This is a genomic window from Ruania zhangjianzhongii (genome assembly GCF_008000995.1).
Lineage (GTDB): Bacteria > Actinomycetota > Actinomycetes > Actinomycetales > Beutenbergiaceae > Ruania > Ruania zhangjianzhongii.
Genome location: NZ_CP042828.1, coordinates 2,558,109 through 2,584,362, shown reverse-complemented (window position 1 = coordinate 2,584,362; position 26,254 = coordinate 2,558,109). Strand labels below are relative to the sequence as shown.

General features: G+C 69.6%; 23 protein-coding genes. 15 read left to right on the top strand and 8 right to left on the bottom strand.

The window, feature by feature from the left end; translation table 11 throughout:
* The first annotated feature begins 11 nt into the window (after window positions 1-11).
* From FU260_RS23595 to FU260_RS12015, 3 genes are all read left to right on the top strand, one after another.
* On the top strand, window positions 12-623 hold the full coding sequence (locus FU260_RS23595) for a DJ-1/PfpI family protein (protein ID WP_168211762.1): 612 nt from the start codon (window positions 12-14) through the stop codon (window positions 621-623).
* Between the two features lie 93 nt (window positions 624-716).
* Entirely contained in the window at window positions 717-1,301 is a 585-nt protein-coding gene (locus tag FU260_RS12020; RefSeq protein ID WP_168211761.1) for a DUF3043 domain-containing protein, read from the top strand.
* Between the two features lie 20 nt (window positions 1,302-1,321).
* Entirely contained in the window at window positions 1,322-2,335 is a 1,014-nt protein-coding gene (locus FU260_RS12015; protein ID WP_147917279.1) for an aldo/keto reductase family protein, read from the top strand.
* A gap of 135 nt (window positions 2,336-2,470) precedes the next feature.
* Here the strand turns inward: FU260_RS12015 and FU260_RS12010 are convergent, their stop codons facing one another.
* The 3 genes from FU260_RS12010 to FU260_RS12000 all read right to left on the bottom strand — a co-directional run bounded on the left by FU260_RS12010 (window position 2,471) and on the right by FU260_RS12000 (window position 4,527).
* Window positions 2,471-3,493 (bottom strand): quinone-dependent dihydroorotate dehydrogenase, encoded by a 1,023-nt coding sequence (locus FU260_RS12010; RefSeq protein ID WP_244951279.1) that lies wholly within the window; start codon window positions 3,491-3,493, stop codon window positions 2,471-2,473.
* Window positions 3,494-3,677: 184 nt separating this feature from the next.
* The gene (locus FU260_RS12005; RefSeq protein ID WP_147917277.1) at window positions 3,678-4,109 is read right to left on the bottom strand and encodes a hypothetical protein; all 432 of its coding nucleotides are present in this window, start codon (window positions 4,107-4,109) and stop codon (window positions 3,678-3,680) included.
* Window positions 4,110-4,170: 61 nt separating this feature from the next.
* The gene (locus FU260_RS12000) at window positions 4,171-4,527 is read right to left on the bottom strand and encodes a hypothetical protein (RefSeq protein WP_147917276.1); all 357 of its coding nucleotides are present in this window, start codon (window positions 4,525-4,527) and stop codon (window positions 4,171-4,173) included.
* 138 nt (window positions 4,528-4,665) lie between these two features.
* Here FU260_RS12000 and FU260_RS11995 point away from each other — a divergent pair, with 138 nt between their 5' ends.
* From FU260_RS11995 to FU260_RS11980, 4 genes are all read left to right on the top strand, one after another.
* Window positions 4,666-6,150 (top strand): leucyl aminopeptidase, encoded by a 1,485-nt coding sequence (locus FU260_RS11995; protein ID WP_147917275.1) that lies wholly within the window; start codon window positions 4,666-4,668, stop codon window positions 6,148-6,150.
* A gap of 112 nt (window positions 6,151-6,262) precedes the next feature.
* On the top strand, window positions 6,263-7,660 hold the full coding sequence (gene lpdA, locus FU260_RS11990) for a dihydrolipoyl dehydrogenase (RefSeq protein ID WP_235912319.1): 1,398 nt from the start codon (window positions 6,263-6,265) through the stop codon (window positions 7,658-7,660).
* 25 nt (window positions 7,661-7,685) lie between these two features.
* A complete protein-coding gene (sucB, locus tag FU260_RS11985; protein ID WP_147917273.1) occupies window positions 7,686-9,572 on the top strand; it encodes a 2-oxoglutarate dehydrogenase, E2 component, dihydrolipoamide succinyltransferase in 1,887 nt (628 codons plus the stop codon).
* A 120-nt stretch (window positions 9,573-9,692) separates the two neighbouring features.
* Window positions 9,693-10,586 (top strand): TIGR01777 family oxidoreductase, encoded by an 894-nt coding sequence (locus FU260_RS11980; RefSeq protein ID WP_147917272.1) that lies wholly within the window; start codon window positions 9,693-9,695, stop codon window positions 10,584-10,586.
* Window positions 10,587-10,624: 38 nt separating this feature from the next.
* On the opposite strand, the gene FU260_RS11975 is transcribed toward FU260_RS11980, so the two are convergent.
* The 3 genes from FU260_RS11975 to FU260_RS11965 all read right to left on the bottom strand — a co-directional run bounded on the left by FU260_RS11975 (window position 10,625) and on the right by FU260_RS11965 (window position 14,293).
* On the bottom strand, window positions 10,625-11,803 hold the full coding sequence (locus FU260_RS11975; protein WP_147917271.1) for a Cmx/CmrA family chloramphenicol efflux MFS transporter: 1,179 nt from the start codon (window positions 11,801-11,803) through the stop codon (window positions 10,625-10,627).
* A gap of 349 nt (window positions 11,804-12,152) precedes the next feature.
* Complete coding sequence (locus FU260_RS11970) at window positions 12,153-13,583, bottom strand: serine/threonine-protein kinase (RefSeq protein WP_147917270.1); 1,431 nt, start codon at window positions 13,581-13,583, stop codon at window positions 12,153-12,155.
* Between the two features lie 65 nt (window positions 13,584-13,648).
* A complete protein-coding gene (locus tag FU260_RS11965; RefSeq protein ID WP_168211760.1) occupies window positions 13,649-14,293 on the bottom strand; it encodes a histidine phosphatase family protein in 645 nt (214 codons plus the stop codon).
* A 61-nt stretch (window positions 14,294-14,354) separates the two neighbouring features.
* Between FU260_RS11965 and lipB the strand changes: the two genes are divergently transcribed.
* The 5 genes from lipB to FU260_RS11940 all read left to right on the top strand — a co-directional run bounded on the left by lipB (window position 14,355) and on the right by FU260_RS11940 (window position 19,886).
* Window positions 14,355-15,005 (top strand): lipoyl(octanoyl) transferase LipB, encoded by a 651-nt coding sequence (gene lipB / locus FU260_RS11960; protein WP_147917268.1) that lies wholly within the window; start codon window positions 14,355-14,357, stop codon window positions 15,003-15,005.
* 176 nt (window positions 15,006-15,181) lie between these two features.
* Window positions 15,182-16,183: a lipoyl synthase gene (locus tag FU260_RS11955; RefSeq protein WP_147917267.1), complete on the top strand. Its 1,002-nt coding sequence runs from the start codon at window positions 15,182-15,184 to the stop codon at window positions 16,181-16,183.
* 130 nt (window positions 16,184-16,313) lie between these two features.
* On the top strand, window positions 16,314-16,967 hold the full coding sequence (locus FU260_RS11950; protein WP_147917266.1) for a hypothetical protein: 654 nt from the start codon (window positions 16,314-16,316) through the stop codon (window positions 16,965-16,967).
* A gap of 54 nt (window positions 16,968-17,021) precedes the next feature.
* Window positions 17,022-17,738: a DUF4191 domain-containing protein gene (locus tag FU260_RS11945; RefSeq protein ID WP_147917265.1), complete on the top strand. Its 717-nt coding sequence runs from the start codon at window positions 17,022-17,024 to the stop codon at window positions 17,736-17,738.
* A gap of 171 nt (window positions 17,739-17,909) precedes the next feature.
* Window positions 17,910-19,886, top strand: coding sequence for an APC family permease (locus tag FU260_RS11940; protein ID WP_187368390.1), 1,977 nt, complete (start codon window positions 17,910-17,912; stop codon window positions 19,884-19,886).
* Between the two features lie 34 nt (window positions 19,887-19,920).
* Here FU260_RS11940 and FU260_RS11935 read toward each other — a convergent pair whose 3' ends face one another.
* Both FU260_RS11935 and FU260_RS11930 read right to left on the bottom strand, forming a co-directional pair.
* Complete coding sequence (locus FU260_RS11935) at window positions 19,921-21,090, bottom strand: NAD(P)/FAD-dependent oxidoreductase (RefSeq protein WP_147917264.1); 1,170 nt, start codon at window positions 21,088-21,090, stop codon at window positions 19,921-19,923.
* 88 nt (window positions 21,091-21,178) lie between these two features.
* Complete coding sequence (locus tag FU260_RS11930; protein WP_147917263.1) at window positions 21,179-21,583, bottom strand: RDD family protein; 405 nt, start codon at window positions 21,581-21,583, stop codon at window positions 21,179-21,181.
* A gap of 166 nt (window positions 21,584-21,749) precedes the next feature.
* On the opposite strand from FU260_RS11930, the gene glnA reads away from it, so the two are divergent.
* The 3 genes from glnA (at window position 21,750) to FU260_RS11915 (ending at window position 26,027) form a co-directional block, all read left to right on the top strand.
* Window positions 21,750-23,174, top strand: coding sequence for a type I glutamate--ammonia ligase (gene glnA / locus FU260_RS11925; protein ID WP_147917262.1), 1,425 nt, complete (start codon window positions 21,750-21,752; stop codon window positions 23,172-23,174).
* A 289-nt stretch (window positions 23,175-23,463) separates the two neighbouring features.
* Window positions 23,464-24,873 (top strand): mycothione reductase, encoded by a 1,410-nt coding sequence (mtr, locus tag FU260_RS11920; protein ID WP_147917261.1) that lies wholly within the window; start codon window positions 23,464-23,466, stop codon window positions 24,871-24,873.
* A gap of 188 nt (window positions 24,874-25,061) precedes the next feature.
* Entirely contained in the window at window positions 25,062-26,027 is a 966-nt protein-coding gene (locus FU260_RS11915) for a hypothetical protein (protein ID WP_147917260.1), read from the top strand.
* The last annotated feature ends 227 nt before the right edge of the window (window positions 26,028-26,254 follow it).

Genomic DNA, 26,254 nt, shown 5'->3' with positions numbered 1-26,254 from the left:
GCATCCGTGCGGTGGGCACACACTCGCCGGTGCGTGTGGGCATCGTGCTGTTCGACGGGGCGGATGAGCTGGGAATCGTCGGCCCGCACGCGGTGCTGTCCACCTGGGCACGCTCGGCGTCCACGCATCCGGACGTCCTGCTGATCTCCCGGGACGGGGAGCCGGTGCGCTGCGATGCAGGCCTGGACCTGGTACCCACTGCTGCCCCGGCGGAGTTCGAGCACCTGCACGTGCTGATCCACCCGGGCGGGCCAGGAGCGCGACGGCTGACCCGGGATCCGCAGTACCTGGGCTGGTTGCGCCGGGTGCGCCACCGGACACCGATGCTGGCAGCCCTCGGCGCCGGCTGCCTGCCGTTGGCGGCCGCCGGGCTGATGGCCGGGCGAGCGGTGACCGTGCATCCGGATCTGGCCGGTGAGCTGCTGTCCGTGGAGCCGGGTGCGCTGCTGGACACGGCGGCCAGCACAGTCGACGACGGCGACCTGGTGACCTGTGCGGCCGGTGGCCATGCCGTGGACCTGGCCCTGCACCTGGTCGAACGGCTGGACTCGGCGCAGGCGTGCGTGCGGGTACGGCGGGAGCTGCACTTCGAACCGACCGCGGAGCCGCCCACGCACTGGTGAGGGACCCGGCGGGTGCCGGGAGGGCCGCTGCGAGATTGCGCCGGTGGCGATCGTGGCTCCCAGCGCCCGCTGGTCTCGATTAGTCTGCATGGTGTGTTCGGACGGAAGAAGGAAACGGCGGAGCCCACTGCGGTGGAGGAACCCGAGCCGATAGGCAAGGGTCGCCCCACACCGAAGCGGAAGGTCTCCGAGGCGCGCAACAAGCGACCCCTGGTGCCCAGCGACCGTGCTGCCGCGCGCCGCGCCCAGCGGGAGAAGATGGCCTCGGCGCGGGCGAAGATGGACGAGGCGATGGTCACCGGTAACGACCAGTACCTGCCCGCCCAGCACCGCGGGCGCGCCCGCCGGTTCCTGCGTGACTACGTGGACGCCCGCTGGAGCATCGGTGAGGCGTTCATGCCGCTGGCAGTGCTGATCGTGGTGATCCTGCTGCTCGCCTCGTTCCTGCCGATCCCGGTGGTGGTGGCCACCGGCGCCTTCTACGGGCTGTACATCGTGATGTTCATCGCCCTGATCGACGCCGTGCTGCTCGGCTACCGGGTGCGCCGCAAGGCCGTGGAGAAGTTCGGCGACGGGGCACGCAAGGGTGCAGTGATGTACGTCGCGATGCGGGTGTTCCAGATCCGGCGCACCCGGCTGCCCAAACCGCAGGTCAAGCGCGGCGAGTTCCCCGTCTGAGCCGGTCGTAAGATCGGGGCATGCGCTTTCGACACCTCGGCCACTCCGGCCTGAAGATCAGTGAGATCACCTACGGCAACTGGCTCACCCACGGCTCGCAGGTGGAGAACGAGACCGCCGCGCAATGTGTGCAGGCCGCACTGGATGCCGGCATCACCACGTTCGACACCGCGGACACCTACGCGAACACCCGGGCGGAGGAAGTGCTCGGCGCGGCGCTGGCCGACCAGCGCCGGGAGAGCTTAGAGATCTTCACCAAGGTCTACTTCCCCACCGGCCCGAAGGGACCGAACGACACTGGTCTGTCCCGCAAGCACATCATGGAGTCGATCAACGGCTCGCTGCGCCGGCTCGGCACCGATTACGTGGACCTCTACCAGGCTCACCGCTTCGACCACGCCACGCCGCTGGAAGAGACCATGCAGGCGTTCGCTGACGTGGTGCGCTCCGGCAAGGCGCTCTACATCGGGGTCAGCGAGTGGACGGCGGAGCAGCTGCGCGCCGGGCACGCGCTGGCCCGTGACCTGGGGATCCAGCTGATCTCCTCCCAGCCGCAGTACTCGATGGTGTGGCGGGTGATCGAGGAGAAGGTGGTGCCCGCGAGTGAGGATCTCGGCATCTCCCAGATCGTCTGGTCGCCGGTGGCGCAGGGCATCCTCACCGGGAAGTACCTGCCCGGGCAGGCGGCGCCAGAGGGCACTCGGGCCGCCGACACCAAGGGCGGGGCGAAGATGATCTCCGGTCTCCTCGGCCGCGAGGAGCTGCTCCGCCGGGTGCAGGACCTGCGGCCGGTGGCCGAGGAGCTCAACCTGACGATGGCGCAGCTGGCGGTCGCCTGGGTGCTGCAGAACCGGAACGTGGCCGCGGCGCTGATCGGCGCCTCCCGTCCGGAGCAGGTGGCCGAGAACGTGGCCGCCTCAGGGGTGGAAATCCCTGCGGAACTGATGACTCGGATCGACGAGATCCTCGGCGACTCCGTGGTGCGCGACCCGCAGCACACCTATGACATCTCTCCCAAGGAGCGGCTGGTCTGAGCATCCGGCTGGTCTGAGCATCCGGTCCTCGCTCGGCGCCGAGCCACTGCGGGCGGCGCCGTGCGGGGCGGATCGGGTGTCGCCCGCTCCTTCCTCACCGGCGTGCGGGGCGGATCGGGTGTCCCCGCTCCTTCCTCAGCGCCGCGCGAGCGCCCGGTTCAACCGGCCTGGCCACGCCGGTCCGCGGTAGATGAACGCGGTGTAGGCCTGCACGGCGGTCGCGCCGGCGTCCAGATAGCGGCGAGCGTCGTTCTCGGTGGAGATGCCGCCCACCCCGATCACCACAGCGTCGTCCCCGAGCACGCGGCGCACCCGGCGGACCACCTCCACTCCGCGATCGACCAACGGTGCGCCGGACAGCCCGCCGGCGCCGTACTCGTGAGCGATCGTGGTGTTCACGGCGACCACCCCGGCCAGGCCGAGCTCGCTCGCCAGGTGAGCAACGCCGTCGACATCGGCATCGGCCAGGTCCGGTGCGATCTTCACCAGCACCGGCACCTCCCGCGCGGCAGCGGCGGTAGCGGCGTCCCGCACAGCGGCGAGGATCGGGCGCAGCGCTTCGGTCTGTTGCAGGTCCCGCAGGCCCGGCGTGTTCGGGGAGGAGACGTTCACCACCAGGTAGTCCACGTGCGGGGCCACGGCACGGGCGCTGGTGACGTAGTCGGCGACGGCGTCACTCGCCGGGGTCAGCTTCGTCTTGCCGATGTTCGCCCCGAGCACCAGCCGGCGCCCGTGCGGGGTGCGGCGCAGCCGGGCTAGCCGGCGGGCGGCCGCGTGTGCGCCGGCGTTGTTGAAGCCCATCCGGTTCACCAGTGCGGAGCGCTCGATTACCCGGTGCAGCCGCGGCTTCTCGTTGCCGGGCTGGGGCCTGGCGGTCACAGTGCCGATCTCCACGAATGCGAAGCCGAGGGCACCCAGGCCGGCGGCCATCGTCGCGTTCTTGTCGAAACCGGCGGCCACGCCGAGCGGGCCGTAGACCTCGCGGCCGAACAGCGTCATCGGTTCGCCGGCAGCCCCGGCGGGCCTGCCGAACGAGGCCCGCACTGCACCGCGCAGCGGAGGCGTCGCACCCGCCACCCGGATCAGCGCCCCAGCGAGGTGGTGGGCTTGCTCAGCGTCCAGTCGGGTGAAGCCGAGGCGGAAGAGTGTGTCGTAGATCCGGGGCACGGATGCGAGCCTAATGCGTTTCCCGCCGCCAGCTCGAACCCCCATTGACGTGCCCGAGATACGCAGTGATTACCGATGCCACTGCGTATTCGGGGCTAGTGGATCGGCGGCGAGGGGTGGATCAGTGGATCGGCAGCGCCGGGCGGGCACGAAGCCGTACCCCGCGCCGAACCGTTCAGCTGTGCGCGATGCGTGCCGGCGAGGACCGCCACATCCAGAACAGGCCCAGCACCGGCAGCACTGCGGGAACGTAGCCGTACCCCGCGCCGAACTTCGACCACACCGAGGCGTGCTGGAACAGCTCGGGATGGGTCAGCGAGAGCAGACCCACCGTGATCACCCCGACCAGCTCGAAGGTCACGGCGCCCCAGGCCAGGCGGCGCATCCGGCGGCCATTGTGCGCCATCGCCACGGTGGCCACGATGTACACCAGAGCGGAGAGTGCGGACAGCGAGTACGCCACCGGCGCCTCGCTGGCGTCCCGGATCAGCTGCACCGAGGCGCGCGCCGTGGCACTGACCGCGAAGACGCCGTAGACGAAGATCAGCACTCGCCCCGGGCCATAGGCAGGCCGTCGGGTGTCCTCCACCTGACCGTCCTCGGTCACGTCCCGCTCCGTGGTCTCAGCGCGCACGAGGTCCCGTCGCTTCCCGTTCCATCCGGTCTCCTCACGCTCCGCTCCAGAGCTGCTGCACCCGCAACTGCATCACCGCCAGTGTGGCGCACGCGACGATCAGAGCCACCGAGCTCCACCGGGTGCGTTCCACGACGGCCACCACGGCAGCGGCCGGCAGCACCATCAGCGCCACTACCAGGTAGCCCCAGAAGGTGAAGCCCTCGGCCAGCTCGTGCCCGCCCACCGACAACACGCCGGCGGCCACCATCTGCACCAGGATCCCGACCTCGATCACCGCGGCGGCAATCAGCTGCCGGGTGATCACTGCCTGATCCCGCACCGCGCGGACCACTGCCCAGACGGCCAGGGCCAGGCTGCAGGCGATCAGCACGCCGACGATAACGGTCACCCGAGCAGGGTAATCGGTGCCCAGCACCCGCTCGTACAGCGGTCGTCATGTCAGGGGTGCGCTCCAGCGCACGGGTGACAGGACGACCCAGGAAGGGGGGCGGGGCCGTTGCCGCGCCGCCTCCCCTACGATGAAACGGTGACCACTCTCAATCTCAGCTCCAAGGACCCTGCCCGCCTCGCCGCCGATGCCCTGGTGATCGGAGTCCGCAGTGACGGCGCCTCCGCCACCGTGGAGGGCGCCGACTTCCTCTCCCGCAGCGCGTCGGAGTCGGTCGCCCGTGCGATCACCCTGCTCGGGGTCACCGGGGACACCGGCCAGATCACCAGGATTCCCGCTGGGGACGCGGTCAAGGCGGATCTGCTCGTCCTGGTCGGCCTGGGCAGCGCCGTCGAGGACCCCGACGGACGCCGGGAGCGGCTGCGCCGTGCCGCAGGCTCCGCCACCGCCGCACTGGCCGGTACCGGTCATGTGGTCTTCGCCCTGCCCACCGAGGGTGCACAGGACGCCGGCGCGGTGGCCGAGGGCGCACTGCTCGGCAACTACGTCTACGACCGGCCCGGCACCACCAAGGACAAGATCAAGAACCCGGTCGGCACGATCGAGATTGCCACCGCTGCCCGCGGCAAGGCTGCGAAGGACGCCCTCGCCCGCGCTGAAGTCACTGCCAACGCGGTGCACGGTGTCCGCGATCTGGTGAACACCTCACCGAACCTGCTCTACCCGGCCTCCTTCGCCGACCGCGCGGCGAAGGCGGTCAAGGGCACCAAGATCTCGATCAAGGTGCTCGACGAGAAGCAGCTGCTCGACGGCGGCTACGGCGGTATCAGCGGTGTGGGCCAGGGCTCGCAGCGGCCGCCGCGGCTGGTCCGGCTCAGCTACTCCCCCGCCCGCGCCAAGCGCAAGATCGCCCTGGTGGGTAAGGGCATCACCTTCGACTCCGGCGGCCTCTCGCTGAAGCCGCCGAAGAGCATGGAGACGATGAAGTCCGATATGGCCGGCGCCGCCGCAGTGCTGCACACCGTGCTCGCCGCCGCCGCCCTCGAGCTGCCGGTCGCCGTTACCGGCTGGCTGGCTTTGGCGGAGAACATGCCCTCCGCCGCGGCGCAGCGTCCCTCGGACGTGGTCACCATCCGCGGCGGGAAGACCGTTGAGGTGCTGAACACCGACGCCGAGGGCCGCCTGGTGCTCGCCGATGCGCTGGTGGCAGCCAGCGAGGAGAAGCCGGACCTGCTGGTGGACATCGCCACCCTCACCGGTGCGCAGGCGGTGGCCCTGGGCAACCAGGTCGGCGCGGTGATGGGCACCGACGCCGAGCGCAGTTCGGTGGCCGAGGCCGCCACCCGCGCCGGAGAGCAGTTCTGGCCGATGCCGCTGCCGGAGGAGCTGCGCGCCTCGCTGAACACCCCCACGGCGGACCTGGCCAACATCGGCGAACGGATGGGCGGGATGCTGGTGGCCGGCATCTTCCTCAAGGAGTTCACCGGCGGACTGCCCTGGGCGCACCTGGACATCGCCGGCCCCGCGTTCAACGAGGGCGGGGCCCGGCATTACGTGCCCAAGGGGGGAACCGGCATGGGGGTACGCACCCTCGTCGAGCTACTCTCCGCCGTCGGTAGGTGAGCAAACTCACCCACGCACGCCCGCCAAGCCTTGGGCAGGACGCCTCGCCGGTGACAAGATGGTGGAGCACTGGCGAAGGTGTGCCCGGCGCGCATCGGATGAGGAGCAGTACGTGAGCGAAGCGCAGGAGGCCGCCTACGACGTCGTCGTCCTCGGCGCCGGCAGCGGTGGGTACGCCTGCGCGCTGCGAGCTTCCCAGCTCGGCCTGCGGGTCGCCCTGATCGACGAGGCCGAGCTCGGTGGCACCTGCCTGCACCGCGGCTGTATCCCCACTAAGGCGCTGCTGCACGCCGCCGAGGTGGCCGATGAGGCCCGCTCCGCGTCCCAGGTAGGGGTGCGGGCCACCTTCGACGGCGTGGACGGTCCTGGTCTGCTCGCCTACCAGCAGTCCGTGGTCGACCGGCTGCACAAGGGCCTGCAGGGGCTGATCTCGGCAGCGACCGTGGACTGGGTCCCGGGTCGGGGGCGTCTAGTGGCTCCGGACACGGTGGCGGTCCAGGGCACCAACGGTTCTTCCCGGTTGGTCCGCGGGCGGCATGTGGTGATCGCCACCGGTTCGCAGGTGCGCACGCTCGACGGCGTAGCTTTCGGTGAGCGGATCATCTCCTCCGATCAGGCGTTGCGGCTGGAGCAGGTGCCCCAGCGGGCGCTCGTGCTCGGCGGCGGGGTGATCGGTGTGGAGTTCGCCTCGATCTGGGCCTCTTTCGGCGCCGAGGTGACCATCGTGGAAGCCGTGGACCGGTTGCTTCCCGGCGAGGACCCCGCGATCAGCAAGGGACTCCAGCGTGCGCTGAAGCGCCGCGGCATCACCGCCCGGACCGGTGCTCGGGTAGCGAATGCCGAGGAGCACGACGGCGGAGTGCGGCTGGCTCTGGAAGACGGCACCGTGCTCGAAGGTGATGTCCTCCTGGTGGCGGTCGGCCGCGGACCGGTCACGGCCGACCTCGGCCTGGACTCCGCCGGTGTCCAGCTCGATGGCGGCTTCGTCCGCACCGACGAGCGGTTGCGCACCAGTGCCGAGGGCATCTACGCGGTCGGTGATGTGGTCCGCGGCCTGCAGCTGGCCCACCGCGGCTTCGGCCACGGGATCTTCGTGGCTGAGGAGATCGCGGGGCGCTCCCCGCAGCCGGTGCCGGAAGAGAACATCCCTCGGGTCACCTACTGCGACCCCCAGGTGGCGTCGGTGGGTCTGACCGAGCCGGCCGCCCGCGAGCGGTTCGGCGACGAGATCGATACCGTGGAGCAGTCCCTGGCCGGTAACGGCAAGAGCCAGATCCTGCACACCACCGGGATGGTGAAGATGGTCCGCCATCGCGGCGGCCCGATCCTCGGCGTCCACCTCCTGGGTGCAAGGATGGGGGAACAGATCGGAGAAGCGCAGATGTTGGTGAACTGGGAGGCTTACCCTCAGGACGTCGCACCGTTGATCCACGCACACCCGACACAGAACGAATCACTGGGTGAGGCTGCACTGGCCTTGGCCGGTTCACCTTTGCACTCCCACAACTGAAACACCGAGAAGGAGACTCCCGGTCATGTCCGAATCCGTGAAAATGCCCGCCCTTGGCGAGAGTGTCACCGAGGGCACCGTGACGCAGTGGCTCAAGGCCGTGGGCGACTCGGTGGAGGTCGACGAGCCGTTGCTCGAGGTCTCCACTGACAAGGTGGACACCGAGGTGCCCTCTCCGGTGGCAGGGGTCATCGAGAAGATCCTGGTCGAGGAGGACGACACCGTCGAGGTCGGTGCCGAGCTGGTGATCATCGGATCCGGTGAAGGCGGCAGCAGCGAGGACTCCGGCTCTGATTCCGCGCAGGCGGAGGAGCCCGCCGAGGAGCCCGCACCTGCGCAGGAGGCGCCCGCCGAGCAGCCCGCAGCCGCGCAGGAAGCGCCCGCCGAGCAGCCCGCAGCCGCGCAGGAAGCGCCCGCCGAGCAGCCCGCAGCCGCGCAGGAAGCGCCCGCCGAGCAGCCCGCTCAGGGAGGTAGCTCCGGTGGCGGCGCCGCCGAGGGCACGGAGGTCAAGCTCCCGGCGCTCGGTGAGAGCGTCACCGAAGGCACCATCACGCAGTGGCTGAAGGCGGTTGGAGACGACGTCGCCGAGGACGAGCCGCTGCTCGAGGTGTCCACGGACAAGGTGGACACCGAGGTGCCCTCCCCCGTGGCCGGCACGCTGCTGGAGATCCGCGCCAACGAGGACGACACCGTCGAGGTCGGCGGTGTGCTGGCGGTCATCGGCGCTGAGGGTGCCGCAGCCCCGAGTCCGGCAGCGGCATCCCCCGCCCCGGCGCAGAAATCGGCTCCGGCCGAGGAGTCCGCGCCTGCCGAGTCCGCCCCGGAGCCGAAGGAAGAGCCCCAGGAGGAGCCGAAGGCGCAGGCCAAGCAGCCCGAGCCCGCCCCGGCGCAGCAGGCCGCACCCCAGCAGCCGGCGCCGTCACCCCAGGGTGCTGCGCAGGAGGCACCCGCGAAGAAGGAGCCGGCAGGCGACGCCGAGCCGGCCACCAGTTACGTCACCCCGCTGGTGCGCAAGCTCGCGGCGGACAAGGGCGTGGACCTGGCCTCTCTCACCGGGAGCGGCGTCGGTGGCCGGATCCGCAAGCAGGATGTGCTCGAGGCCGCAGAGGCCGCTGCCAAGCCGGCACCTGAGGAAGCACCGGCACCGGCCCAGGCCCCGGCAGCGAAGAGCGCCGCCGCTCCGGCGGTCTCCCCGCTGCGTGGCACCCGGGAGAAGATGACCCGGCTGCGCAAGATCGTCGCGAAGCGGATGGTCGAGTCGCTGCAGACCTCCGCACAGCTCACCACTGTGCTCGAGGTGGACGTCACCAAGATCGCCCGGCTGCGCGCCAGGGCGAAGGATGACTTCCTCGCTCGCGAGGGCGTCAAGCTGACCTACCTGCCGTTCTTCACCCTGGCAGCGGTCGAGGCGCTGAAGCAGTACCCGAAGCTGAACGCGAGCATCGAGGGCGAGGAGATCGTCTACCACGGCTCGGAGAACGTCGGTATCGCCGTGGACACCGAGCGCGGCCTGATCGTGCCGGTGATCAAGGAGGCCGGGAACCTGAATCTCGCCGGGATCGCCCGCAGCATCGCGGACCTGGCCGAGCGCACCCGCACCAACAAGGCCAAGCCGGACGAGCTGGCCGGTGGCACCTTCACGATCACCAACACCGGTTCCGGTGGTGCCCTGTTCGACACCCCGATCCTGTTCCAGCCGCAGGTCGGGATGCTCGGTGTGGGCACGATCGTCAAGCGCCCGGTAGTCGTACCCGGTCCGGACGGTGGCGACGTGATCGCCGTCCGGCAGATGGTGTACCTGTCCATCTCCTACGACCACCGCCTGATCGACGGTGCGGACGCCGCACGCTTCCTCACCGCGATGAAGAAGCGGCTCGAGGAAGGTAGCTTCGAAGGCCAGCTCGGCCTCTGATCGGAGAGTGCTCGTCGATCTGGTGACGATTCGTCGCCAGATCGACGAGCTTTTTCGTTCCTCCGGGCGGATGGCTGGGTGCCCGCTGCGGTCTGCCGCCGAACCTGGCAGGCTGACCGGATGGGACACGTACTGGCCGCGGGAGTCTCCGGTTTTCTGGGCACGCCGCTGGTCACCGCACTACGGGAGGCCGGACACGACGTCACCCGTCTGGTTCGCCACCCGGCGCAAACCGCCGACGAGATCACCTGGGATCCGGCCACCGGGCACCTTCCCGAGGACACGCTCGAGGGCATCACGGCAGTAGTGAACCTGGCCGGGGCAGGTGTCGGCGACAAACGCTGGACCCCCGCGCGGCGGCAGGAACTGGTCACGTCGCGGATCACCTCGACCACCCTGCTCGCCCGCGCCTTGGCTGCCACCGGTCACCCCGAGGTGCCGCTGATCAACGCCTCCGCCGTCGGTTACTACGGCGATCGGGGCGAGGAACAGATCTCGACGGCGGACCCTCCCGGCGAGTCGTTCCTCGCCGGCGTATGCGTGGCCTGGGAAGCGGCCACGGCGCCGGCGAAGGAAGCCGGGCACCGGGTGGTGCACCTGCGTACCGGGATCGTGTTCGATCCGGGCGGCGGTGCGCTGGAGGAGATGCTGCTGCCGTTGAGCCTCGGGATCGCCGGGCCGATCGCCGGTGGGAAGCAGTGGTGGTCCTGGATCACCCGAGAGGACTGGGTGCGCGCCGTGGTGCATCTGGTCACCTCCGAGGTCTCCGGCCCGGTGCATCTGAGCGCACCGAACCCGCGCCGGAACGCCTCGGCGATGAGGGCCCTAGCGCATGCGAAGAACCGTCCGGGCTTGCTGCCGATCCCGCTGTTCGCGGTGAAGATCGTGGCCGGAGCGTTCGCCGAGGAGCTGGCGATCTCACAGAAGATCACGCCGGATGACCTGCTCGCCGACGGGTTCGAGTTCCGGTGGCCCGATCTGGATGCCGCCGCCGACCACTTCTTCGCCCGCTGACCTCGTGTTGGTAGGGCATAGAGGCACCTTCGCGTGAGTCATCGACGGACCTCCGCAGGGTTCTGCGTGAGTGCGCGTCCGGTGAGAAGCATGATGACGAGAGCAATCGCTGTCAGCGCGGAAGCTACCCAGACCGGCGCAAGCAGCCCCAGCCCGGTCGCGAGGCCGACTGCACCGAGAACCGGCCCCGCGGCGGCTCCGATGTTCAATGCTGCGGTGGCGTACGAACCGCCCATCGTTGGCGCGCCCGACGCTGCGTACAACACGCGCGTGATCAGGGTGCTGCCGACGCCGAACGACAGGAAGCCCTGAACGAGGACAAGGAGAATGAGCGCAACGGGATCCGGGGCGGCGAATGTCACCATGATCCAGCCTGTCAGCAGCAGCGGTCCGCCGACTGCGAGCACGAGGCCAGGTTGTTGATCGGATAGCCGGCCCGCGATCGTGACGCCAAGGAACGAACCGATCCCGAACATCACCAGAACAACGGAGACCCAGCCTTCGGCCAGACCAGCCGTCTCAGTCACGACGGGCGCCAGGAAGGTGAATGCCGCAAAGGTCCCTCCGTTGATCAGTGCTCCGAGGGCCATGGCCAGGATGAGCCGGGGCGTCGCCAACTGGCTGAGCTCCGCACGAAGCCGTGGCGAGGACGCGCTCGTCGCCGACTGCCCGCTCTTGGGACTGATGCCCCGGGCCACTCCGATGGCGGCGGGAATGCAGAGGATGGCGATCGCCCAGAACGTCGTCCGCCAGCCCAGCACTGTGCCGAGCAGTGCTCCTGCGGGGACGCCCGCGACAGTTGCCATCGTCGTGCCGGAGAGCAGGATCGACAGTGTGCGCCCCTTCTGGTTCGCTGGCACGAGGGTCGTGGCCGTGCTCAGTGCTACGGCGAGGAACCCAGCATGTGCGAAAGCGCTGAGCACCCGGGTGATCAGCAGGAGCGAGAACACGGGGGTCATCGCGCCCATCACGTGGCTTCCCGCACACACCAGAAGGCAGACGATCAGTGTCAGCCGCGGTGGCCAGCGGCGAGCGAATGCTGCCATCACTGGCGCGCCGATGACCATACCGATCGCGAAGGCGGTGGTGAGCAGACATGCCGTGCCGACCGACACGTCAAGGTCAGCCGCGATCGCCGGGAGCAGTCCCGCGAGCATGAATTCTGAAGTGCCCATGACGAAGACCGCCAGGGCAAGCATGTAGAGAGCAAAAGGCATCGAGGACTCCGAGGTGAGCGATCAAGAATTGGCTCTTCTTGTCACCACGGCCAGCGGCTCAAGCACGCCGCCCATACGCCCACACAGGCTGTGGGCGTCGGAACTAGTGGTTCAAGGGGCTGGCGGTGTGACCGACAACCCCTGACCTGTCCGATTCGGGACTCGACATGCCGCACACCCTACCCGCGGTCACTACGGAGCGGTCACCTCAATTGCTCGTCGAATCGGGCAAGGCGTCAGCGTGCGCGGGTGTGGACACAACCTCCCTGGAAAGCGCGACCGAGGGCGCGTGCCTGGTACGGACGTCGTGTCGAATCAGGTCGCGCGGGCGAGTGTTCGCGTCCCGGGCTCAGCAGGGCGTGGCGGTCGTAGCCCGCCATGAAGCGTCGTCGCCGGTACGGTCCAGCTCCAGTCGCACGCACCGCGCCGGCTGCTCGGGTACCCGCGACACGGAGCCGTCCGCGGCGAGACGCTCGTGCGCCGGTTGGGAGAGCTCGGCCTGCACCGCTGCGGTAGCCGGATCGCGGCTGAGGACCCGCAGCTGGACCACCTCGGTCCGATAGCCGCGCAGCTGCAGGTCGGCGTCGGTGAGCTCGGTGAGCACCGTGGCATCGGCGGCGGCCAGCGGCGAGCCGGGCACTGTGGCATCCGCCAGGGCGACGGCGTCCCGTGCCGTGAGCGCCGCATCTCGCCTGGCGAGAAGGTCATGAACCGCTGCGGCGATTTCGGCTGTGGTGTCGGTGGAGGTCTCCTCGTCACCCGCTTGCCCCTGGCTCGTCTGCACGTGGCCTGCGCGGGCCTCGCCTGCCGCCTGGGCGACGCGACTGGCTATCCCCGCCGCCATGCTCACCGGTGCGGCCTTCGGCGGCGCCTCCGGTGTCAGGTCAACGGCCCCCTGCCACACCGCAGACCCCGTCACCAGCGTGAGCAGTACCGCAGCGGCCGCCGCCCGCAGCAGCCACTGCCGTGGCCCCACCGCCCGGTGCCGTCGCCGTGGGCGTAGGCGCCGGCTGCGCGCCCGGGTGGTGAGCTCCCGGGCCGCATGCTCACGCAGGGTTGCCGAGGCAAGCACCTCGGCCGGTGCCAGAGCGATCGCCACCTGAGCTCCGCCGTCGAGCAGCTGACGCGCGCGCCGAGCAGATGGACGCTCCCCGGGCTCCCGGCACAGCAACGGCGCGAGTAGCGCCGCCACCTCCTCACGCGCTCCCGACTCGGCGGCCCACAGGCTCAGTTGCGCGGCTGAGTAGACGTCTGCCGCAGTGCCGAGGGCGGCGCCGGTATCCACTTCCGGTGCGCGGAACCCGCGGGTGCCGCGGTCCGGTCCCGCTCCCCCGACCAGGTCCACCAGCACCGGCCGGCCGGCGCCCTCCTCGGTGGGGGTGACGATCACGTTCGCCGGCGACACATCGCCGTGGATGATCCCGGCCGCATGCAGACCCTCCAGCGCTGCCAGCAGCCCGCCGGCCAGCTGCGTGCATTCGGGCACGCTCAGACCGCGGCGGGCCGCCCGCAGGGTTGACAGGGTGGGCCCGTCGATGAAGTCCTGCACGACGGCGAGACCGTCCGCGAGCTCGACCAGGCCCAGCACTCCGGCGACGCCGGGATCGTGTACCCGCGCTGCCGCTTGGACGCGAGCCCGCAGTCCGGCCGGTGCCTCGGTCAGGAACCGGAGCGCGACCGGCCGGCCGTCGGCGTCGGTACCCCGGCGCACGGCACCGTCCGCGCCGAACCCCGCCACGCCGGTGAGGGTGTAGCCGGGAACGGTGACCGTCGCACTCATCCCGCCAGCGAACCGCAGTTCCGCGCTGGGCGCGGACGTTGTCCACAGGTTCGCCCGGAACTCCCCTACTCGGCCGAGTTGTCCACAACCTCGGCGGCTGCCGGATCAGGCGACCCGGGCCAGTGCTGCAGCGCCCAGCCGTCGCTGTCCACGTCCACCCGCGCGATCGCGCAGTGCGGCAGCCAGCGCGCGGCGAGCAGTTCCGGGGTGGCACGCCCGGCCAGTCGCGGGATCGCCACAGCCATCACTCCCCCATGGCTGATCACCACCACGGTCTCCCCGCGATAGGAGTCCGCCACGTCGTCGATCGCCAAGCCGAACCTCGCCACCAGGTCGGCACCGGACTCCCCGCCCGGGTACGCCGCCGTCAGGTCGCCGGCCACCCAGGAGTCGAATACGGCATCGACTCGTTCCTGGTCCTCGCTCCCGACCAGGTCCCCGATGGCGTACTCCTGCACCCCTGGCAGCTCTTCCGCGGCCAGGCCCAGCCCATCGGCGACGATCTGCGCGGTCTGCTCCGCCCGGCCCATCGTGGACGTGAAGACCGCCGCCACCCGCTCCCCCGCCAGTCGTTCGGCGAGCGCTCTCGCCTGCGCACGTCCGTTCGCGGTCAGGCCGAGGTCCGGGCCACCCACCGGGTCCGGATCCGGGTAGGCGGCCGCGGCATGGCGGACCACCAGGAACCGGGCCGCGCACTGGAGATCGCTCACCTGGTGAACGCTACCCCTGTCACCGGCAGACCGGCGGCGCACTGGGCATACAGTGGACGCCATGATGATCCACCGGTGGGGTCTGGGAGAATCGCTCATCGACTACCACGAGGCGTGGGACCGGCAACGGGATCTGCACGGCGCCGTAGTGGACGGCGGAGCCGACACCACGCTGCTGCTCGAGCACGCCTCGGTGTACACCGCCGGGCGGCGCACGGCGAAGTGGGACCGGCCCACGGACGGCACCCCGGTGGTGGACGTGGACCGCGGCGGCCGGATCACCTGGCACGGCCCCGGCCAGCTGGTGGCCTACCCGATCGTGCGGCTGGCCGAACCGGTGGACGTGGTCGCCTACGTGCGGGCTCTGGAGCAGGCGGTGATCGACACCTGCGCGCACTGGGGCATCACCGCTGAACGGGTCGAGGGGCGTAGCGGGGCGTGGGTGCGCGGACAGGACGGAGCGCAGGACCGCAAGATCGCCGCGATCGGGGTGCGAGTGGCCCGCGGGGTGACCATGCACGGGGTGGCCATCAATGCCTGCCCGCAGCTGGCCGCCTACTCCTCGATCGTGCCCTGCGGGATCACCGACGCCGGTGTCACGTCCATTTCTGCACTGACCGGTGGACAGATCTCGGTGACCGACTGCGCGGATGCCTTCGAGCCGCACCTGCAGCAAGCCCTGAGCCCACTGTTAGCCCGGGTAGCGGCATGACCCCCATTTCCCTCCGGGTCGTCATGTCAGGGGTGCGCCATATCGCACCTCTGACATGACGACCGCAGTAGGGGCGGGTGGGCCGGGGGTCTGGTCACCATGTGGTCCCCTTGGCGCATTCGGGCAGACCCCGGCATAGGGTGAGGCGTAAGCCCCCGATGGAAGGTAAGCGAGAAATGGCTGTCGCTCCTGAAGGACGCAAGATGCTTCGCGTCGAGGCCCGCAACGCGGCGGTCCCGATCGAGAAGAAGCCCTCCTGGATCAAGACCCGCGCCACGATGGGCCCGGAGTACACCGAGCTCCGTTCGCTGGTGCAGCGCGAGGGTCTGAACACGGTCTGCCAGGAGGCGGGCTGTCCGAACATCTTCGAGTGTTGGGAGGATCGCGAAGCGACCTTCCTGATCGGCGGGGACCAGTGCACCCGGCGGTGCGACTTCTGCCAGATCGACACCGGGAAGCCAGCCGCTTTCGACGCGGACGAGCCGCGCCGCGTGGCCGCATCTGTACAAGCGATGGGTCTGCGCTACTCCACGGTCACGGGGGTGGCACGGGACGATCTGGAGGACGGCGGAGCCTGGCTGTACGCCGAGACCGTCCGGCAGATCCACCAGGTCAACCCGGGCACCGGCGTCGAGCTGCTCATCCCGGACTTCAACGCCGATCCGGACCAGCTGGCCGAGGTGTTCTCCTCCCGGCCGGAGGTGCTCGCACACAACCTGGAGACGGTGCCGCGGATCTTCAAGCGGATCCGCCCCGGGTTCCGGTTCGAGCGGTCCCTGCAGGTACTCACCGCCGCCCACGAGGACGGTTTCGTCACCAAGTCCAACCTGATCCTCGGCATGGGCGAGACCTACGAGGAGTCCGTGGACGCGCTGGAGCAGCTGCACGACGCCGGCTGTGACCTGATCACCATCACCCAGTACTTGCGGCCCTCGCTGCGCCACCACCCGGTGGACCGGTGGGTGAAGCCGGAGGAGTTCGTGGCGCTGTCCGAAGAGGCGGAGCGGATCGGGTTCCTCGGTGTGATGGCCGGACCTCTGGTGCGCTCCTCCTATCGTGCCGGTCGGCTGTGGGGCCAGGCGATGGCCCGCCGGGGGCAGACGATCCCGGAGGCGCTGGCACACCTCGCGGAGCCGGTCACCGCCCGCCAGGAGGCTGCCTCCCTGCTGGCCCGGTGAGACGGGCTCGCACGGTGAGACGGGCTCGCACGGTGAGGCCTGCTGGCCCCGTGAGACGGGCTCGCACGGTGAGGCCTGCTGGCTCGGTGAGGCCTTGCGGAACTCGCCTTGACCCGAAACCAGCCGACCGATGAAGCTGGCAGGCACACGCTCCTGGCGGTTCGCCGTCGAGGTGAGCGACGTGCTGCACCTCGCGCTGCGCGTGCGGGACGGCGCGGGGCTGGCGGTGCCCGCCAGCGACGACGTGCCTCCGCCGCTCACCGACCCCCCGGCGCCGATCGCGCTGGACGTGGACCAGCAGGCTGCCGGGATCGAGTGGCACGCCTGGTGGCGGGAGCTGGTCGAGCTCGAGTGCCGGCGCCAGCTGCTCCGCCCGGACCAGGTGACCGAGAGCTGGGGCAAGGTGACCCGTCGACTGCGCGCAGAACTGACGGCGGCAGCCGATCCGCCCCGGTTCGCCGCACTCCAGGAACGCCCCGCCCTGCAGGCCGCTGCGCGAGCGGTCCGGCCGAGCCCACGCCGGTGGGTGGACCAACAGTTGCAGGCCGCCCGCGGCGGCCAGGACGTGATCGACTGGGCCGTGGTGAACACTGCGGTGCACGCGGTGGCGGCACAGACCGGTGCCGGGGTGAACGCCTTGAACGGGTGCGCCCTGGTGCTACTGGTCCGGGGTAGCTGGTGGCAGCAGATCAGGCCGGGCGTCGTCCTCGCCTCGGTGGACGCTGCCGCCGATCCGCCGGCTGCCGACGCGCTCGTCCACGCCGCCCTCCACTCCAGTCTGTGAGCCCGGCGCACAGCGCCATCGGGGCGTCGGCGGACCGGTAGGCTGGGACCCATCATGGCGAAGAAGAACACCACAGATGCGGGCGCGGCGCCCAAGCCGAAGAAGAAGCGTTGGTACCACCAGATCTGGGAAGTCTTCCAGATGGTGCGGCGGGCCCAACCGTCGATCACGTTCGTGCTGCTCGGCATCTTCCTCGGTGTGGTCGCCATCGGGGTGGCCATCGGCCTGCTCTTCGACCAGGTGGTCTACTTCGCACTGATGTCGGTGCCGTTCGGTCTCCTGGCGGCGATGTTTGTGCTCGCCCGCCGCGCCGAGACCGTGGCCTACCGCCGGATCGAGGGTGAGCCCGGCGCCGTCTCCGCCGCGCTCGGCACGATCAAGCGGGGGTGGAACATCGAGGAGGAACCGGTGGCGATCGACCCGCGCCACCAGGACATGGTGTTTCGGGCCGTCGGCCGCCCGGGTGTGGTGCTGATCGCCGAAGGACCGGCACACCGGGTACCCAAGCTGCTCGAGAGTGAGCGCAAGCGGGTGGCGCGGATCGTACCGAACGTGCCGATCGTGCTGCTGCAGTGCGGCCGGGACGAGGGCCAGATCCCGCTGCCGAAGATCGCCTCGAAGGTGCGCAAGCAGAAGCCCCAGTTGACCAAGAACGAGACCGCCGAGGTATCCAAGCGGCTGCGCGCGCTGAAGTCGCACGCGCTGCCGATCCCGAAGGGCGTGGACCCGCGCCGTGCCCGCCCGGACCGCAAGGGTATGCGCGGCCGCTGACGACTGACCGGCTGCGCAGGGAGGTTGTCGAGCAACGACCGGATCGCTGTCGACGACCCTGCTGAGCGCACGGATGGCACGTTCTGCCGGTTAGCTCGAAGATAGGGCCATGAACGCACGGCCCGGTGAGGCACGAGCGATACGAGCGAAAGTCATCCGCAGGACTGCGCCGTGACCTCGCTGGGCCGATCTCCGGATCGGTTCCGTCGGCCGAAGCCCTCAGGCGGTGCGAGGCTCCGGCAATGGCTGTTGCACGACCTGCCCGAGTTTCGTGGCCTGCGCCATGGGCCCTTCGCGCGTGCCGGCGAGAAGGATCTGCGGCACCGGTGGTGGCGGGTGATGTGCCTGACCGGCGTCGACTACTTCTCCACGCTCGGCTACCAGCCGGCGATCGCCGCACTGGCCGTCGGCGTGCTGTCCCCGCTGGCTACCCTCGTGCTGGTGCTGGTCACCGTGCTCGGAGCTTTGCCGGTGTACCGGCGGGTGGCGCGAGAGAGCCCGCACGGGGCGGGCTCGATCGCGATGCTCGAACGCCTGCTGCCGCACTGGCGCGGGAAACTTCTCGTGCTGACGCTCCTCGGGTTCGCGATGACCGACTTCATGATCACCATGACGCTGTCGACGGCCGACGCCACCGCACACCTGATCCACAACCCCTTCATGCCTGCCGGACTCGCCGGCCATGAGGTGGGCATCACCTTGGGGCTACTGGGTGCGCTGGGCGTCGTGTTCCTCCGCGGCTTCCGGGAGGCGATCGGCCTGGCGGTACTCGTGGTCGGGGCCTACCTGGCGCTGACCGCAGTACTGATCCTTATCTGCCTGATCCAGGTGCTTGGTCAGCCGCTCGTCATCGGCGACTGGTGGACGGCTGTCACCACAGCTCACGGCAACCCGGTGATCGCGGTGGCACTGGCCCTCCTGGTGTTCCCGAAACTCGCCCTCGGACTCTCCGGATTCGAGACCGGGGTCGCCGTCATGCCCCAGGTGCGCGGTGCGGCCCGAGACACTGAGGACCGCCCGGAGGGCCGCATCCGGGGCACCACACGCCTGCTGAGCACGGCCGCGGTGATCATGAGCGCCTTCCTGCTGACCTCCAACTTCGCCACTGTGCTGCTGATCCCCGGCCAGGAGTTCCAACCCGGCGGCCAGGCCACCGGGCGAGCACTGGCCTATCTGGCCCATGAGCAGGTGGGCGAGGGGTTCGGGACCGTCTACGACCTCAGCACGATCACGATCCTCTGGTTCGCCGGAGCCTCGGCCATGGCCGGACTGCTGAACCTGGTGCCACGCTTTCTGCCGCGATACGGCATGGCGCCACCGTGGGCCCGGGCCTCCCGCCCCCTCGTGCTGGTGCTGCTGGCGGTCGCTTTCGCCGTCACCGTGGCCTTCGACGCGGACGTGAACGCCCAGGGCGGCGCCTATGCCACCGGAGTGCTGGTCCTGATCAGCTCGGCAGCCGTCGCCGTGATGCTCTCTGCCCGGAAGCAGGGACAGCGGCGAGCCACGGTGGGCTTCGCCCTGATCACCCTGGTGTTCGTCTACACCACGGTTGCCAATATCGTGGAGCGTCCCGACGGTATCCGCACCGCCGGGATCTTCATCGGTGGCCTCCTGGTGATCTCCTTCGCCTCCAGGGCCCGACGTTCGTTCGAGCTGCACGCAACCGGGGTCCGCCTGGCCGCCACGGCAGTAGAGTTCCGGGTCGCCCTGGAGCAGGGGCCGTTGTACCTCATCGCCCGCGATCCCCGCGAGCAGGGGACGCTCACCTACCGGGAGAAGCTCGCTGCGGTCACCGTCGTTCACCACCTGCCCGCAGACGCCAATGTCTTCTTCCTGGAGGTGGTCGTCGAGGACTCGTCCGAGTTCGAGACCGAACTCAACGTCCACGGCACGACCCGGCACGGGTACCGGGTCCTCGAGGTGCACGGCCCGGCCATACCGAACTCCATCGCCTCGGTTCTGCTGTACCTGCGGAACATCACTGCGGAGGTACCGCAGATGTACTTCGGCTGGACGGAGGGGAACCCGCTCACCAACTTGCTCCGCTTCCTGGTCCTCGGAGCCGGCGAGATCGCCCCGGTCACGCGCGAGATCCTGCGCCGAGCCGAACCGGATATCAGTCAACGCCCTCGGGTGCACGTGGGGTAGCAGAGAGCGCGGGGAGACCACCTGCACGCACCGACTACTTGCGTGCGGGCACCGGAACCCAGTCGCGCCCGAACCACCTGCGGGCCCGCTCGGCGCCGAACGACTGCTTCTCCTGGGCGTTCTCCACCGATGGCCCGACCATTCCGCCGTACGGCGCACGGTCCGGGGCAAAGGTCACGTCCACCTTCGCCACCTGCCCGCCACCGAACTCCATCAAGCAGACTCCCTGGCCCCCGTATTCGGCCGCAGACGATCCTCCCCGCACCTGCTCGATGATCTGCTCGGCGACCACTGCGGCCTGCCCCTCGGAGAAGACCCCGGCCTTGGGTGTGCCGACGCTGGTGACGTCCCCGACCGCGAAGACACCGTCGAATCTGGTGCGCAACGTGCGCCGGTCCACCGGGATCCAGCCGTCCTCGGTCAGGCCAGCGTCGACCACCACCTGAGGCGCGTGATGCTTCGGAGCCGCGAGCAGCAGATCGAACGCCATCTCGCCACCGTCGCCCAGCGCAACCGTGCGCGCCGCCGGGTCCACCGAGCGCACCAGCTGGCCGGGATGCCAACCGATCCCCCGCTCCTCGAACGCCGCGAGGATCACCTCGGACGCTGCCGGCGAGGGCGGCACCGGCTTCGGCAACGGCATCACCAGGTCGATCGTCGACTTGTCCCGCAGCCCCCGTTCGGTGAGGAAGTCGTGCAGCAGCAGCGCCGTCTCGCTCGGCGCGGGCGGGCACTTGAACGGCGTGGACGTCACCGCGACCACCACCCGGCCGCCGTCGAACGCCTGCAGCGCATCGCGAGCCGCCTCGGCACCGGGGACCGTGTAGAACTCGTGCCCGGCTTCCACCAGTCCGGGGGTCGCAGCCGGATCGAGGTCAGCGCCCAGGGCGATGACCAGGATGTCCGCGGCGAGCTCACCGGAGCTGAGGGTGACAGTGCGCGCCACCGGATCGATACCGAGCACCTCGGCGCGCACCATCCGCACACCGGGATGGGCCGCGTCGGCGTAGGGCAGCCGCACATGCTCGGCCTCGGTGTGGCCGAACATGAAGTCGAGCTTGGAGAACCCGAACACGAAACTCTCCGCGCGGTCGACGAGGGTGGTCTCCGCCTCGTCGCCCAGCGCCTGGGAGAGCATCGATGCCACCTCAAGGCCGCCGAACCCGGCGCCGAGGATCACCACCCGCTGTCTGCTTCCGGTCATGGCCGAACTGTACGCCCGTGTGGGCGCCGATCAGGGTGAAACCAGCGGTCGATGTGAGCGCGCGCGTGCCGGTGGGTGCTCGCCGCCTCTACAGCCGCACGACCTGCGTCCCGGACCACCGGTCGTGCAGGCTGCGACCGACCGGGTCGGTGACCACCGCCGGGATCACCAGCAGCACCCCCACCGTGCGCGCCAGTCCGCGCAGCGGACCGGGCAGGCCGCCGGCCAGCGTGCGCATCCCCACCCCGAGGATCCGGTGCCCGATCGTGGTGCCGGCGGTGCCGACGAGCAGGAACGTCATCAGGCCGAAGACCGCCAGGGTGGCCATCGGGTCGTAGGCGAAGAAACCGGCGCTGATCGCCGAGGCCAGCGCCCAGTCGATGCAGATCGCCGCGATCCGCCGGCCCCAGTAGCCCGGGAACTGCGGCGCGTCCTCGTCTGCCCGCGAGCCGCGGGAGGCCTGAGAACCCCGATCCTGGGTGACGTCACTCACCAGGCCAGGTTACGCCGTCGACGGCGGAAGGTGAGTGTCCAGATGAAGGTCGCCGCGCCCACGGCTCACCTAGGTGCGGTTAACATTGCCGACACATTGCGGTGACGGCGCAGAAACGCCGTCGCAATAGCGTGTGCGGCAACACACCAACACCGAGGAGCAACGGATGTTCAGTAGTGCCGAGGAGGCCATCGCCTTCACGAAGGAGCAGGACGTCAAGTTCGTCGACGTGCGCTTCTGCGACCTCCCGGGGGTGATGCAGCACTTCAACATCCCGGTCGAGGCGTTCACCGGCGAGGCGTTCACCGAGGGCCTGATGTTCGACGGCTCCTCCATCCGCGGCTTCCAGGCGATCCACGAGTCGGACATGAAGTTGGTACCCGACGTGACCAGCGCGTTCGTGGACCCGTTCCGCAAGGAGAAGACCCTGGTGGTCAACTTCTCCATCGTGGACCCGTTCACCGACGAGCCGTACTCGCGCGACCCGCGCAACATCGCGGCCAAGGCCGAGGCGTACCTGACCTCCACCGGTATCGCGGACACGGTGTTCTTCGGGGCCGAGGCAGAGTTCTACATCTTTGACGACGTCCGGTTCCAGACCAGCCCCGAGGCGAGTTTTTACTTCATCAACTCCAACGAGGCCGCGTGGAACACCGGCCGGGACGAGGACGGCGGCAACCGCGGCTACAAGACCCGGTACAAGGGCGGCTACTTCCCCGTCTCCCCGAACGACCAGATGGCCGACCTGCGGGATGAGATGGTCACCGTGATGCAGGCCGCGGGCCTCGAGGTCGAGCGGGCGCACCACGAGGTGGGCACCGCCGGGCAGCAGGAGATCAACTACCGGTTCAACACGCTGCGTTCGGCGGCCGACGATCTGATGAAGTTCAAGTACATCATCAAGAACGTGGCCTGGAACGCCGGCAAGTCGGCCACGTTCATGCCGAAGCCGATCTTCGGGGACAACGGGTCCGGGATGCACTCCCACCAGAGCTTGTGGGCCGGCGGCGAGCCGCTGTTCTACGACGAGCGCGGCTACGGCGGTCTCTCCGACATGGCGCGCTGGTACATCGGCGGGCTGCTCCGGCACGCGCCGAGCCTGCTGGCGTTCACCAACCCTTCGCTGAACTCTTATCACCGCCTGGTTCCCGGGTTCGAAGCGCCGGTCAACCTGGTGTACTCGGCGCGGAACCGGTCCGCGTGTATCCGGATTCCGGTGACCGGGGCCTCGCCGAAGGCAAAGCGGGTGGAGTACCGGGTACCGGACCCCTCGTCGAACCCGTACCTGGCGTTCGCGGCGATGCTGATGGCCGGGATCGACGGGGTGAAGAACCGGATCGAGCCGCCGGAGCCGATCGACAAGGACCTGTATGAGCTGCCGCCGGAGGAGCACGCGGACATCGAGCAGGTGCCGGACTCCCTCACCGGCGCGCTGAACGCCCTCGAGGCAGATTTCGACTATCTCACCGAGGGTGATGTGTTCACCCCGGACCTGATCGACACCTGGATCGAGTACAAGCGCACCAATGAGGTGGATGCCGTGCGCGTGCGCCCACACCCCCACGAGTTCGAGCTTTACTACGATTTGTGAGGAGTGAGGCGCAGTGGGGCCGAGGAACGAGGTCCCGCGTAGCCGAGCCCCGCAAGCAAATCGTCACAGGTACAGATTTGTGAGGAGTGAGGCGGAGTGGGGCCGAGGAACGAGGTCCCGCGTAGCCGAGCCCCGCTGACGTTCGCCCGTCGGAGGTACCTTGCACGATCCGAGGGAGGTTACAGCTTGCCTCCGATCGTGGAAGGTACCTCCGACGAGTCTGGTCTACCCGCCACGCGCCCGCCGCCGGCCGTCCGGAAGCGCCCGCGCGAGCGGATAGTGTCAAACTATGGCTAGCCCGGCACCCGACATCGCAGTAGACGCCCGCTACGATCTGATCATCATCGGTACCGGATCGGGAAACTCGATCCCCGGCCCGGAGTTCGACGACCGGTCGATCGCCATCGTCGAGGAGGGCACCTTCGGCGGTACCTGCCTGAACGTGGGCTGCATTCCCACCAAGATGCACGTGTACGCGGCCGATGTCGCCCTGGAGACCGCCCAGTCCGGCCGGCTCGGCCTCGACGCCCAGGTCAACGCCGTCGACTGGCCGGGTATCGGCACCCGCATCTTCGACCAGCGCATCGATCTGATTGCCGCGGGTGGGGAGGCCTACCGCCGCGGCCCCGAGACACCGAACATCGATGTCTACGACCAGCACGCCGTGTTCGTCGGTGCACGCACCTTGCGCACCGGGCAGGGAGCGGACGAGAAGATCATCTCCGGCGACCAGATCGTCATCGCTGCCGGCTCCCGGCCGTTCATCCCGGAGGCGATCACCGCCTCCGGCGTGCACTATCACACCAACGACGACATCATGCGGTTGCCCGAGCTGCCGAAGTCGCTGGTGATCGTCGGCGGCGGGTTCATCGCGATGGAGTTCGCGCACGTCTTCGACGCCCTGGGGGTCGAGGTCACCGTCGTCTCCCGCTCCCCGCTGCTGCGCCACCTGGACGCCGATCTGCACGAGCGTTTCAACAACCTCGCCGCGGAGCGCTTCACGGTCCTGCGCGGCCGCACGGTGGTCGGCGCCGACGAGTCCGAGCAGGGGGTGAGCGTGCGCCTGGACGACGGCGCTACGGTCACCGCCGACGTGCTTCTGGTGGCCACCGGGCGGATCCCGAACGGCGACCGGCTCGACCTCGCGGCCGGTGGCATCGCGATGACCGACCAGGGCGGCGTGCAGGTCGACCAGTACGGCCGGTCCACTACTGCCGACGGCGTGTGGGCACTCGGGGACGTGTCCTCCCCGTACATGCTCAAGCACGTCGCCAACGCCGAGATGCGCGCCGTCCGGCACAATCTGCTCCATCCCGAGGACCTGCAGGCGATGCCACACGAGCACGTGCCGTCCGCGATCTTCACCCACCCGCAGATCGCCACCGTCGGCCTGACCGAGGCCGAGGCGCGCGGCCAGGGCTATGCGGTCACGGTCAAGGTGCAGAACTATGGCGATGTGGCCTACGGCTGGGCGATGGAGGACACCACCGGAATCTGCAAGCTGGTGGCCGACCGGGACACCGGCAAGCTCCTCGGCGCCCACTACCTGGGCCCGCAGGCCGCCACGCTGATCCACCAGATGATCACCGTGCTGGCGTTCGATCTGGACGTGCGCGAGGTGGCCACCAAGCAGTACTGGATCCACCCGGCGCTGGCCGAGGTCACCGAGAACGCTCTCCTCGGGCTCGACTTCTCCTGACCTAGCCACACCCGCACCCGCCAGGCCGGACTGCCACCCCGGCCTGCGCCGTCGCCCTTGGTGACGCATTGATGAACTCTTGGCCAACGGCTTGGAGTGCCTCCAACACCGCCTCTACTGTCGGGATGACAGGGCACCCGGGCCGCAAGTCCCGCGCTGTGCCGTGACTTCCACCAAGGAGTACCGAGATGAGCGTGCCCGCGAAGCGGCACCACCTTCCCCGGCCGGCCCGGATCGCCGGCACGGTGGCCGCGGCAGTTGCCGCATCGATGATCGTGGTGCCGGGCGCCCACGCTGCCCCTGCACCAGCACCCGGCCAGGCACTGGCTGCGCCGGCCATCACCCGGGACCTCACCGAGTCACCGGCGGTGGCCGAGGCTGTGGTGAGTCTTCAGGCCACCGAGATGGTCTACGGCTCCACGGGTGAGCTGGTGGCTGCGGTGGGGACCGTCGACGGCGATCCGGTCACCTCGGGCACGGTGAGCTTCCTGCTGAACGGGCGCACCCTGAGCGCGGACGTGGTCGACGGGTCAGCCAGTGTGCCGGTCACCACTGCGGACTTCGGCTCCGTGCACGGCTACCCGCTGAACACCGGCGGCTACTGGTTCCGCGCCACCTACACCGGCGAGGGCCACACCGACGCCGAAGCCTCCGCCAAACTCCAGGTGAGCCCCGCCGATCCGGCCCTTGAGGCCACGATCGCCCCGGAGGCTGTCCCGGGCGAGGCGGTCGCGATCGAGGGCCGGCTCACCGCTCAGCCCGACCACGAGGGCCAGCCTCAGGGCAGCCTGCAGCTCGTCGTCGACGGCGAACCGGTCGGTGACCCGGTGCGGGTGGGCGACGACGGTGGGTTCGTGACGGAGTTCACCGCGCCCGAGTCCTGGCAGCCCGGAGAGCACACCGTGGAGCTGACCCTCCCGCGGCACGGGAACTTCAACGCCGCCTCCTTCGCGCTGACCACCACGGTGAACCCGGCGACGAGCGAGACCGTGGTGCGCGTGCAGGATGCCGAGATGGTCTACGGCTCCACGGGTGAGTTGGTGGCCGCGGTAGAGACCGTCGACGGCGATCCGGTCACCTCGGGCACGGTGAGCTTCCTGCTGAACGGGCGCACCGTGAGCGCGGACGTGGTCGACGGGTCAGCTGATATGTAGCCGTTTTTGTCAAGTGGCAGGGTGAGGCGCCCGTCCCCCGTTACTGGGGGCGGGCGCCTCTGCTTCGCCGGCCTGGGTAGGTGGTGAGCGTGTCGTTGGCGACGCGCGGTCAGACTGATATGCGCGGGTTGGTTACCGCAGGACGGGGTGTTCGGCAGGAGCGGTCCGCGTGTCTAGGGTCGAGCGTGGCCTGGCCCAGGGGCCCGGTTGCTCATAGCTGTGTCGCG